Genomic DNA, 12,378 nt, shown 5'->3' on the forward strand with positions numbered 1-12,378 from the left:
GCTACCACCGCATCGCCCGTCGTCGGCCGCAATTCGAAAATCCCGCTGTCGACATGCCGCGTCGGATGCACCCGGTTGGTCAGCAGCGTCCACGCCAGCCCCCGCTCGAAATCGATCCACAGCCCGGTGCCGGTAAAGCCGGTATGCCCGATCGTCGCCGCCGAACATGCCTTCCCCCCCGACCAACCGGGAAAGCGGTTCTCCCACCCCGCCGTCCGGTGCCCCTGAACCGGCGTCCGGATCGCATCCAGCATCGCCGCCGACGCCCCCGTCCCGTCGAGCAGGCCCAACGCGAAATCGAGCACGCCATCGACGGTCCCGAACAGCCCGGCGTGACCGGTCCGCCCGCCCATCGCGAAGCAATTCTCGTCATGCACCTCGCCCTTCAGCACCCGTCCGCGCCACGAGCAATGCTCGGTCGCGACCGCCGGTCCGGGCGGCGGCCCCCAGCTCAGGCCCGGCCCGAGCGGCAGCGTCTCCAGCCCGGCGCCGATGATCCGTTCGACCGCGATCCCCAACAGGATGAAATTGATGTCCGAATAGACCGGCGGCCCTTGTCGCCACTCGCGCTGGAGCACGAACGCCCGCAATCGCGCCGGATCGTCGCCATAGGTATAGATCGGCTCGACCGCGGGCAGGAAGGTGCGATGGACCAGACAGTCGCGGAACGTCAGCCACCGCTCCGCCGCGCCGGCCACATCATATTGCCGCAGGTCGGGGATGGCGTCGGTCAACGGCCGGTCGAGGTCGATGCGCCCTTCGTCCGCCAGTTGCAGGACGAAGCGGGTGGTCGCAATCACCTTGCTGACCGACGCCAGATCGAACCAGTGCTCGCGGGTCAGCGGCTCGACCACCGGCACGCGCTGGGCGAGGCCGGCGACGCGCACCGACCATGTGCCATCGGCGGTGACGATGCCGAGCGTCGCCCCCGGTATCCGCCCTTCCCCGACATACCGTTCCGCTTCCGAAAACGCCCGGTCGATCATGCGTCGTCCGCCCGCGCGCGGATCTTCGCCAGCACCGGCAGGAACGGGATGGCGGCAAGGCTGACCGCCCCCGACAGCAGGAAGAACCCGTCATAGCCGATCACCCCGACCATCGATCCCCCAGCGCCTGCCAGCATTCGCGGCAACAGGAACGCAAAGCCGGTCAGGAACGCATATTGCGCGCCCGGATAGCGCGGGTTCACCAGCAGCGAGAGATAGACGACGAACACCGCGCCCGCGAACCCGTTGCCGAACTGGTCGAGCGCGGTCGCGACATATAACACGCCCTCGCTCACTTGCCGGTGCGCCAGCCAGACGAAGCCGAAATTGCCGATCCCCGCGACCACCGCCCCCACCGCCAGCGCCCATGCCATCGGCCGCCGCGTCACCATCCAGCCGCCAAGGCCCACCCCGACCATGCTCGCCACCAGCGCGACCGCACCATCCGCCCGCCCGATCTGGCTGAGCGTATAGCCCAGTTCCTTGATCATCGGCTTGGACAGGTTCAGCGCCAGCACGTCGCCCATCCGGTACAGCGACACGAACGCCATCAGCAGGAGCGCGGCATACTGATATCGCCAGAAGAAATCGACATACGGCCCGATCGCGGTCGAGGTGCGGATCGGCGCGGTCGGCGGTGCCTTGCGGATCCAGGGCAGCGCCGCCGCCATGGCGAGGAACGGCACCATGCACAGCCCCAGCACCCATGGCGTCACGTTGCTCTTCGCTTCGATGCCGATCGACGCAGCCGCCTGTAACAGCAGATAGCCGACCGCCGCCGTCACCGCCGCCACGATGCTCAGGATCGCCGCTCCGCCCAACACCCCAGTCATGAGCGCCACCATCCGCCCGCCGCCGCGCCCGTCCTCCGGCCGCATCGCCGCAAGGATCGGGAACGGCAGAAACGCCGCCACCGCAATCGCCAGATAGGCCAGCGCCCACCCGCCGCTGTCGGCCAGCAACAGCGCCCCACTGCCCGCCGCGACCATCGCGCTGCGATACCCCCACAGGTTCGCGGCGACGATCGGTCCCTGCTGGTCCTGTGTCGGGAACAGTTCGATCCGCCACGCATCCGCCGCCACCTCCAGCGTCGTGGTCCAGAAGGCGAGCAGCACCGCGAACAACGCGGTCAGCGGCAGGCTGGCGTCGTCGGACGTCCACGCCATCGCCGCCATCGCAGTGACGATGCCCATCTGCGCCAGCATGATCCACCCGCGCCTTTTCCCCCAGAAGCGCGCAAACCCCGGCACGTCATAGCGGTCGAGCAGCGGCGCCCACACGAACTTCAGCGTCGGCAGCAACTGCACCCACGCAAAGAAGCCGAGCATGGTCAGCGCCACGCCATGCGCCTGCAACCGCAGGACCAGCACCGTCGAAAACATATAGAAGGGCAGGCCGGCGGCAAAGCCCAGCAACCCATAGACCAGCATCGCGCGGCGCCCCGGCAGCGTCGAATGCGATGGGGCCGCGGCAGCGGCGGATGCGGTCATGGCGGCTCCGGTGGTGGTAAAGCCCGAACCTCCGACGATCGCAGGGGTACGTCAACCGGGGCCATGGATCTACAGCAGATGACTGCTCTATCTTCTGTCGTCACTCCCGCGAAGGCGGTAGTCCATATGCGCCAGTGTCGCGAATCCGGCCGAAACGTCAGCGGTTATGGATTCCTGCCTGCGCGGGAATGACGGAAGTTCGCGATCGTCCTCGAAGGTCGATCGGCCCTACCCCTGTCGCAAACCCCACTGATCATAGCGGAGCACCCGGTCGCCGAGCCGCAAGCCGGTCGCCCCGTCGCGCTCGATCGTGGTTGCCCCGCCTGCCATCCAGTGCGGCACCCGCATCCGCCAAACGGGCTTGCCGAACGGTCCCGCCAACGGCGGGTCGAGATCGATCAGCAGGTCGCGCCCGCCCAGCCGGGTCACCGCCGCCTCCGCATTGCCCCAATCGAGTTCGGTAAAGCGCTGCGACAGGTCGAGCGCAACCTGTGCGGCGGTCTGGGCGGCGGCGGACACCCCGCCCGATCGCTCGGCACCATGGTTCTGCCACGCCGTCCCCAGATCGCGCTCGACCTCAGCCAGCGCTTGCGGGTGCAGCGCCCCTTCGACCAGCCGGCGATTGTCGCGCGGGATGACGATGTCGGGCGTCTCCTCGATCCGGCGCAGCGTCGCTTCGAGCTGGACGAGATTGGGATAGACATGGCCGCCCAGCCCGTGAAACCCCACCTTGCGCGCCAGCAACGGCGTCAGGTCGCGCTCGGCCGGCCGCAGCACCACGACCCGCGCCTCGGCAAAGGCACCACGTTCGCGAACGTGACGATGCAGCCGCCCGATCCGCTGCAACAGTACGTCGATCGGCGCCAGATCGGTGATGAGCAGATCGGCATCGATATCGAGCGATTGCTCCAGCGTCTGCGTGCCGACCAGCACCCGACCACCGGACTTGCGGTCCTTGCCGAACGCCGCCTCCACCGCCTTGTCGAGCAATTCCCGGTCGTCGGGCGCGAACCGGCCATGGTGCAGCGTCGCGACGTCGCCGACCTTGAAGGCAAGATCGTCGACCATTGCCGCCACCGCCTGCGCCACGGCGATCGCGCCGCCGACGCTGTTGCGCACCACCAGCACCGCCGCCCCGGCGCGCGCCGCCGCCACCGCGCGTTCGGCAATGGCGAGCGGATCGTCGATCGCCCCCGACGTCTCGATCCGCACCTGCTTCTCGCGCCCCGCCCCAACGACACCGCGTACGGTATCGCCGCCCGACAGCGCCGGGTACGGCACCGCCACCGCCTCGTCGCGGGGTGCCCTGGGCTGGCGCAACAGCCGCGCCCGCGCCTCCGCCCCCAGCGTCGCCGACAGGAGCAACGCGTGACCGCCGACTGCCCGATGCTGGGTCAGCAACCGGTCGAGCAGCCCGGCCATATAGGCGTCCGACGCATGGACCTCGTCGACGACCAGCAGGCTGCGCGCCAGCACCGATGCGCGGAACAGCGCATGGCGTACCGGCAGCGTGGCGAGCAGCGCCTGATCGATCGTTCCCACCGCGACCCGCGCGGCAAGGAAGCGATTGGCCCGCTCCGCCGCCCAGCGCGCATCGGGGGCCGCGCCGTCCTCGCCCTTGTCCCAACGGACGGCATAGTCGGGCAACGCCTGCCCGGTCGCGTCGCCAGCCTTCAGATAGCCCGGCACCGCCAGCACCGCTTCCGGCGCGCCGTCACCCCAGACGGCTCGCAGCATGGCGTTCACGCGGCCGTGCAACTGCACCGCCGCCGACCGGGTCGGCAGCGCGAAGAACAACCCATCGACCCGCCCCCGCCGCCGCAGTTCGATCCAGCGCCACAGCGCCGCCTCGGTCTTGCCCGATCCCGTCTCCGCCTCGATCAGCGCGACGGGGCCGAGATCGTCGGTGGCGGCCTGTGTCTGAAAGGCGTAGGGGTCCGTGCCGAACGCCGCCCGGAAATCGCCGGGCGGGGTATCCGTCGGCACCAGCCCGCGTGCGATGGCCGCTGCCGACGCCTCGCGATCGCGCAATTCGCCGCGCTCCGCGCCATACGGCCCCTCGATCGGGAAGCGCCGGCTGTCGGACCCCAGCCAGTCGGCCAGCGTCACCAGTCCCGCGAACAGCGCGACGAAGCGCGGCGCCTGCGGCAAGGGCGCGCCGGTTTCCCACGCCAACGGCCAGCGATCGCGGACGGCGGCGATGACCGGCAGGACGTCGGCGGCGGAATCATGCCCCTGCTCCGGCATCCAGTATTTCGTGAACGGCATCCAGTGAGCGGAGTCGGGCGGACAGGCGAACGCATCGAGCGGCCGGCCGTGATGCGCCATCACCGCCGCGAAATGCTCGGTCGCGCCCCAGTCGGCGAGCATCGCGTGGACAGCCTGCGCCGCCGCCCCCTGTTTGAGTTTCGAATGCAGCAGCAGCGATGCGACCGGGCCGGTATGGCCGATGGCCGCGCGTTTCGGATCGATCCGCGCCTGAAACCCGCGATTGGCCTTGCCCAGATCGTGCAGCGCCGCCAGCACCGCCAGCCGCGCGATATCCTGCGGCGTCAATGGCCGCCCCGCCGCCGCCTCCAGCGCAGGGAGCCATGCCGGCAGCACCGCCGCCATCGCCGCACCGACATCGAGGCAATGGTCGACGAGCGGCAGCGCCGCCGTAACCCGTCCGTCCGCATCCCGCGCCAGCTTTGCCCAGACGTCGCCCATAGCCTTCCCCCGCCCGCCCATCCTGCACCGGTTCGCGCCCGACGCACCCCGCAAATGATCCGAAACGGAGGAACACGCCAAGCAAAGCGGACGCAACCCTCGTTGGCACCGCGACCGCCGCCGCGCAGTCTGGTGCGCAGGAAAGGGGGCGGGTTCGCATGGCCGATACGCAATCCACCGGCCGCGCACCCGCGCGCGCCGGACCGCCGGGGGTCGGGCAGTTCGTGTCGCTGCGCGGCCGGCTATGGATGGTCGAGGCCGAACCCGACGGGCCGCTCGACGGCCATCTGCTCGCCTGTATCGACGACGATGCCAGTGGCGAGGAAGCGCGCATCCTGTGGAGCGCCGAAGTCGACGCCCGGCTGCATGACGAAGAGGCGTGGGACGCACTGGCACGCGGCGGCGGCGATGCGGCGAGCTTTTCCGCCTATCTGCGCACCGTCCGCTGGCGCACCGCGACCGCCGCCGAACGCGACCTGTTCCAGGCGCCGTTCCGCGCCGGCATCCGCCTCGACCCGTACCAGCTACTCCCCTTGCGCAAGGCGTTGCGGCTGCCGCGCGTCAACCTGCTGATCGCCGACGATGTCGGCTTGGGAAAGACGGTCGAGGCCGGGCTGGTCCTGCGCGAACTGCTGCTCCGGCGTCGGGTCGATTACACGGTGGTACTGGCACCGGCGGCGATGACGCTGCAATGGCGCGACGAATTGCAAAGCAAGTTCGGCCTCGCCTTCGACATCGTCGATGCCGCGTATCTGAAGGCGCTCCGGCGGCGGCGTGGCTATGGCGCCAATCCGTGGGCGGCGGGGTCGCGCTTCATCCTGTCGCACCGGCTGCTGGGCGACGAAGCCTATGTCGCGGGCTTGCGCGACCTGCTCGGCGGCTTTCGTGCGCGATCGCTGCTGATCCTCGACGAGGCGCATCATGCCGCCCCGGCGGGCGGCGGGCGCTATGCGATCGAAAGCCAGTTCACGCGTGCGTTGCGCGACCTGTCCGACCGGTTCGAACATCGCCTGTTCCTGTCGGCGACGCCGCATAACGGCCATGCCAACAGCTTCGCGACACTGCTCGAACTGCTCGATCCGCAGCGTTTCACGCGTGGCGTGCCGGTGCGGCCCGCCGATCTCGAACCGGTGATGGTGCGCCGGTTGAAAAGCGACCTGCGCGCGCTGGGCGAGGCGTTTCCGGAGCGGGTGGTCGAACCGGTGGTGCTGGACGACCTGCCCGCCGACGCGCCCGAACTGGTACTGGCCAGGATGCTCGCCGACTATCGCGTCCTTCGCGAGGCGCGGACCGCGGCGCTGCCCGGCGCGCAGGCGGCACGCGCGCGGCTGGGCTTCGTCGGGTTGCAGCAGCGGTTGCTGTCGTCGATCCCGGCGTTCGCGCGGACGTTGCGCGTGCATCTGGACGGGCTGGACCGGACGATGCCGGAGGCGGTAGATGCGCGGATACGCTGGATCCTCGACTGGGCACGCGCGCATCTGCTCGACGGCGACGGGCGGTGGCGCGACCGCCGACTGATCCTGTTCACCGAATATGAGGATACGCGCCGCTGGTTGCAGCGGCAATTGTCGGTCCTGCTCGACCCCGCCGACCGTCATGAGGCGCGGCGGATCGACAGCTTCACCGGCATGACCTCGACCGAACGGCGCGAGGACGTGAAGCGCGCCTTCAACGATCCCGCCGATCCGTTACGCATCCTGATCTGCACCGATGCCGCCCGCGAGGGCATCAACCTGCAGGCGCAATGCCACGACCTGATCCATGTCGACCTGCCGTGGAATCCGTCGCGGCTGGAACAGCGCAACGGGCGGATCGACCGCAAGCTGCAACCCGGCGACAACGTCACCTGTCGCTATTTCGTCTATGCCCAGCGGCCCGAGGACGTCGTGCTCGACGCGCTGGTGCGCAAGACCGAATTGATCCGGCGGCAGCTGGGGTCGGCCGGACAGGTGTTGGGCGACCGCATTGCCGAACGGCTGGCCGGTGGCGGAATCGACCGGGCGGCGGCGGCGACGCTGGCCGATCGTATCCGCGATGCGCAGGCCGACGAACGGGTGCGCGCGGCGGTGCACGATCTGGGCGACGGGGCCGAGGCACGGCTGGCACGGTTGCGGCGCGAACAGGCGGATCTGGCGACCGCACTCGACAAGGCGCGCGATCGGGTCGGCGTCGATCCGCATGAATTACAGTCGGTGGTCGATCTGGCGCTTTCGCGTTCGGGCGGCGGCTGGGGACCGGCGACGGTCGGCACGACACCGGTCTTCGCGCTGGACGAGGCCCGGTTGGCCCACGATCCCAGCTGGGCACCACTGCTCGACGATCTGCGCACCCGCCCGCCCAAACCCGGCGAACGCCCCGGCGAATGGCGCGCCGATGCGATGGTCCGGCGGGTCAGCTTCGCTCCCGCGATCCTGCCTGACGGGCGCGACGCGGGCGATGTCGTGCAACTGCATCTCGAACACCGATTGGTCCGCCGCCTGCTCAGCCAATTCGTGTCGGCGGGGTTCCGTCAGGGGCTGGAGCGCGCCTGCGTCATCCGCACCCCCGCCACGCCATCGCCGCGCGTCGTCCTGCTCGGGCGACTAGCGCTGTATGGCCAGAAGGCGGTCCGGCTGCATGAAGAGGTGTTGAGCGTCGCCGCCGACTGGCGCGACGACGGTCCGCTACGAGTCCTGGCCGAAGGACGCGAAGCGGAGGCGCGCGTGCTCGACGAACTGATCGCGGCGCTGCGGACCGCCGAGGATGCCGATCCCCAGACCGCGGCCCGCGCCACCGCCCGGTCGGCGCGCGACGTCGCCGACCTGCGCCCGCCCCTGACCGAACGCGCAGACGCGCGGCGCGAGCGGGTTGCCGGCGATCTCGTCCGGCGCGCTGCGGCGGAAGCGCGCGGGCTGGAAACGCTGCTCGCTGCACGGATCGATCGCATCCGGCGCGAACGCGGCAGCGACGACGGGCAGCTCGACCTGCTGCTCGATCCGGCCGAGGCGCGGCAGCGCGCCGCCGACCGCCGGTCGTGGGAACGCGCCGCCACCCGGTTGGGCGAGGAACTGGTGCGCGAACCCGCACGGCTGCGCGGGGCCGCGACCATCCATGCCACCCGCCTCGAACCGATCGGCCTCGTCTATCTGTGGCCGGCGGCATGAGCCGCGCCGATGCCGAGGGGCTGCACGACTGGATCGGCTATCTCCAGCCGGTCGGGCTGGTCGTCGCCCCCGCCGCGCTCGCCCGGATCGGGGCGTGGCCGACCCCGCAACATGCCCGCGATTCCGCACTGGTCGCCGAGGCGCTGGCCGATGGCGATCCGTGGCGGTTCTTCCACGACGTGCTCGGCTGGCCCGCCGATCGGGTGCCGGGTGCGCCGGGCGGCCCGCCGCTGCCCGACACACTGCGCATCGCGTTTCCCGAACAGGACACGCTGCTCGAACCGCATGGCGCGGTGCTGGCGGGCGACGGCACGCCGCAATTGCTGGTGCGGATAGACGACGTGATCCTCGACCGGCGCGCGACCCTCGACGGATGGGAAGCGACCGCGCAGCAACGCTTCGAACGGCTGCTGCGTGAAAGCGGCGTGCTGGCCGGCGTGTTGATCGGCGTGCGCGAGACCGGTCGTCACGACGTGCCGACCGAACGCCTGCTGCGGCTGGTCGTCGCCCCGCGCGGCGAAGTGTCGGGGCATATGAGCTGGCCGCTGGACGCACTGGCCGGTGTCGGCGGGCGGGCGATGCTGGCCGGCCTGAAGCTGCTGCTCGATGCCCATGCGCTGTTTACCGGCCCGCCGTCGCACCGCCTGCCCGCGCTCCTCGCCGAAAGCCGCGCCGCGCAGGCCGATGTGTCGGCGCGCCTAGCCGGACAGGTGCTCGCCAGCCTGCACGAACTGTTGCGCGGTCTCGACGCCGCCGCGCCGGACCCGATCCGCACGCTTGCCGCCGACCGGCCGCAGCATCTCTACGAAGCGTTGCTGACCGTGCTGCTGCGGTTGATCTTCATCCTCTATGCCGAGGATCGCGCGCTGATGCCCTCGGCTGCCGGCGGCGCGGCGGCGGCCCTGTACGAACAGGGTTATGCGCTCGGCGCGCTCCATCTGCGACTGCGCGAGGATGCCGCGCTCTACCCCGACACGATCGACGACCGGCGTGGCGCATGGGGGCGGCTGATCGCGCTGTTCCGGCTGGTCGATCGCGGCCATCCGTCCGGCTTCATGCAGGCACGCGGTGGCAAGCTGTTCAGCGAGGACGCCTTTCCCTTCCTGCTCGGTCGCAATACGCCCGACGATCCCGAAACGGTGCTGCCGGTCGGCGACGGGTGCGTGCTGCGTATGCTCGACGGGCTGCTGATGCTGGGCGGGGAGCGCGTCGCCTATCGCTCGCTCAGCGTCGAACAGATCGGGTCGGTGTACGAAACGGTCATGGGCTTCACCGTCGAGCGGGCGACCGGCACGTCGCTGGCGATCCGCGCGGGCAAGGGCAACCGGGTGCCGGTCTGGGTCGATCTCGACGCACTGGCGCATACGGCGCCCGGCGAGCGCGAGAAACGGCTGAAGACCACGACCGGACGCGGCGGTTTCGCCCCGCCCGTCGCCCGCGCGATCCGGTCGGCCGGGGATGCGGCGGGCCTTGCCGCCGCGCTTGCCCCCGTCGCCGACCGTCGCGCCTGCCCCCGCAGCCGGCCGGTCGTAGCCGGCACCCCGATCCTGCAACCGACCGACGAACGCCGCCGTACCGGCAGCCATTACACGCCGGCGTCGCTGACCCGGCCGATCGTCGCCCATGCGCTCGCCCCCGCCTTTGCCCGGATCGGCGCCGATGCCGGCCCGGCCGACGTCCTCGACCTGAAGGTCTGCGACCCCGCCGCCGGATCGGGCGCGTTCCTGGTCGAGGCGTGCCGGCAACTGGGCGAACGGCTGGTCGCCGCATGGAGCCGCTGGCCGGCGCAGCGCCCGACCATTCCCGCCGACGAGGACGAACTGCTCCATGCCAAGCGGCTCGTCGCGCAACATTGCCTGCGCGGCGTCGATCGCAATCCGCTGGCGATCGACCTCGCCAAGCTGTCGCTCTGGCTGGAAACGCTCGCCAGCGCGCATGAATTCACGTTTCTCGATGCGGTCCTGCGTGCCGGCGACAGCCTGGTCGGCCTGCCCAATCCCCGGATCGTCGCGGTGACGTGGAACCGGGTGTCGGCGCAGCACGGTTTCGTCGAGGCGATCGTGCGCGACGGCATCGACGCCGCCGCCGAACTGCGCCGGCTGATGCGCAGCGAGGCGGAGATCGCACCCTATGCCGCGCAGGAACGCCGCCACCGCGCCGCGACCACCGCGCTCGAACGCGCGCAGCTGGTCGCCGACGGGGTTCTGTGGTCGTTCTTCACCGGCACCGGCGCGCGCGACCGCGACGCGCGGCTGGCCGAGGTGCAGCAATGCGTACTCGCCCCCAACGCGGCGAGCTGGGCGCAACTTGCGGCGTGGCAGGCGGCGTTGCGGGCTCCACCGATCGGCATCGCCAGCTTTCATTGGGAACTGGCGTTCGAGGACGTGTTCACCCGCCCCAATCCGGGGTTCGACGCGATCATCGGCAACCCGCCCTTTGCCGGCAAGAACACCATCGCCGCCGGCCATGCCGCCGCCTATCCCGACTGGCTGAAAACACTGCATCCCGGCGCGCACGGCAATGCCGATCTGGCGGCGCATTTCTTTCGTCGCGCGTTCAGCCTGCTGCGCCATGGCGGCAGTTTCGGTCTGATCGCGACCAACACTATCCGGCAGGGCGATACGCGCGACACCGGCCTGACCCATATCCTGCGCGACGGTGGCGTCATCGATCGCGCGGTCAGCCGCCATGTCTGGGAAGGGGAGGCGGCGGTGGTCGTCGCGCAGGTCTTCGTCCGGCGCGGCGGGACGGACGATGCGCCGCCGCTACTCGACGGCCGACCGGTCCGCCGCATCTCGGCCTATCTGATGGAGGGCGATCTCGACGGATCGCCGTCAAAGCTGCGCGCCAATGCGGGCAAGGTGTTCGAAGGGAGCAAGGTCTATGGCGCGGGCTTCCTGTTCCGCCACGACAAGCCGGCCAGTCCTGCCAACACCCTTGCTGCGATGGACCGCCTGCTGCGCGATCATCCCGACGCCGCTCCCGCGATCCGGCCGTTCCTGGGGGGAGAGGAAGTCTATAACGATCCCCTGCACCGGCCCTTCCGCCATGCGATCGACCTGACCGGCCTGTCGCTGGCGCAGGCGACCGATCGTTATCCGGCGCTGGTCGCGCTGCTGCGCGACGTCGTCAAGCCCTATCGCGACACGGTGTCGCGCCCGCGGACACGCGATCACTGGTGGTTGTTCGAGGAAGCACGACCCGGCCTGTACGCGGCGATCGACCGGCTGTCGCACGTTCTGGTGACCAGTTGCGCCGCGACGCCGCACTGGGCGTTGGCGCGGGTGCCGACCGGCGGCCTGTTCGGCAATACCCTCGCGGTGCTTGCCCTACCCAGCTTCGGCTCCTTCGCGGTGCTGCAATCGCGCGTCCACGAAGTCTGGACGCGGTTCTTCGCCTCGACGCTGGAGGATCGGCTGCGCTACACCCCCTCCGACTGTTTCGACACCTTCCCGCTGCCCCCCGACCATGACCGCGATGCCGCGCTCGAAGCGGCGGGCCGTGCCTGTCACGACCACCGCGCGGCGATGATGGTCGTGCGGGGCGAGGGGCTGACGCCGACCTATAACCGCTTCCACCGCGCCGCCGATACCGCCGACGATATCGTGACGTTGCGGCACCTGCATGCGGTGGTCGATCGCACGGTGCTGGCCGCCTATGGCTGGGACGATCTCGCCGCGGAGGCGACAGCGGTCCCGCTCGAACCCGATGGCGAGGACGACCATCGTTACCGGCATCGCCTGTTCTGGCCCGCGCCGTTTCGCGACGCGGTGCTGGCGCGGCTGCTTCGACTGAATGAGGAACGCGTGGGCATGGAGCGGATGCGATGAACGCGGACGGGGTGCGCGCCGAACTGGTGCGGCGGTTGCGGCGCAATCTGATCGGCCCGTGCGAGCCGGACGATGCCGACCTCGCCGCTGAACGACTGCCGCCCGGCGAGAACCCGTCGCGCTGGTATCTGGCCGGCTTCATCGCCCCCTAGGGCGAACTGACCGCCGATCCCGACATTCCTGCCGACGCGGAGAGCGACGATAGCGAGAATATCCTGTT

At 70.3% G+C, this 12,378-nt stretch carries 6 protein-coding genes; 3 read left to right on the forward strand and 3 right to left on the reverse strand.

Annotation, left to right across the window (positions count from 1 at the left end; translation table 11 throughout):
- The 3 genes from ASE59_RS08465 to ASE59_RS08475 form a co-directional block, all read right to left on the reverse strand.
- On the reverse strand, positions 1–986 hold a 986-nt coding region (locus tag ASE59_RS08465; RefSeq protein ID WP_056455108.1), incomplete at its 3' end, for a serine hydrolase domain-containing protein.
- Positions 983–2,476: a permease gene (locus ASE59_RS08470; RefSeq protein WP_235515698.1), complete on the reverse strand. Its 1,494-nt coding sequence runs from the start codon at positions 2,474–2,476 to the stop codon at positions 983–985. The genes ASE59_RS08470 and ASE59_RS08465, both read right to left, overlap by 4 nt.
- A 228-nt stretch (positions 2,477–2,704) precedes the next feature.
- A complete protein-coding gene (locus ASE59_RS08475; RefSeq protein ID WP_056455044.1) occupies positions 2,705–5,185 on the reverse strand; it encodes a CRISPR-associated helicase/endonuclease Cas3 in 2,481 nt (826 codons plus the stop codon).
- A gap of 158 nt (positions 5,186–5,343) precedes the next feature.
- Between ASE59_RS08475 and ASE59_RS08480 the strand changes: the two genes are divergently transcribed.
- Genes ASE59_RS08480 through ASE59_RS20220 form a run of 3 tightly spaced genes read left to right on the forward strand, consistent with a single transcriptional unit; the run spans position 5,344 to position 12,310 of the window.
- Entirely contained in the window at positions 5,344–8,328 is a 2,985-nt protein-coding gene (locus ASE59_RS08480; protein ID WP_056455046.1) for a DISARM system SNF2-like helicase DrmD, read from the forward strand.
- Positions 8,325–12,158: an Eco57I restriction-modification methylase domain-containing protein gene (locus tag ASE59_RS08485; RefSeq protein WP_235515699.1), complete on the forward strand. Its 3,834-nt coding sequence runs from the start codon at positions 8,325–8,327 to the stop codon at positions 12,156–12,158. The genes ASE59_RS08480 and ASE59_RS08485 overlap by 4 nt, the downstream gene beginning before the upstream one ends.
- Positions 12,155–12,310 carry a hypothetical protein gene (locus tag ASE59_RS20220; protein ID WP_200913197.1) on the forward strand — a complete coding sequence of 52 codons (156 nt, stop codon included), beginning with the start codon at positions 12,155–12,157 and terminating at the stop codon, positions 12,308–12,310. The genes ASE59_RS08485 and ASE59_RS20220 overlap by 4 nt, the downstream gene beginning before the upstream one ends.
- Positions 12,311–12,378 lie beyond the last annotated feature (68 nt).

This window comes from Sphingomonas sp. Leaf10 (genome assembly GCF_001421245.1).
Taxonomy (GTDB): domain Bacteria; phylum Pseudomonadota; class Alphaproteobacteria; order Sphingomonadales; family Sphingomonadaceae; genus Sphingomonas.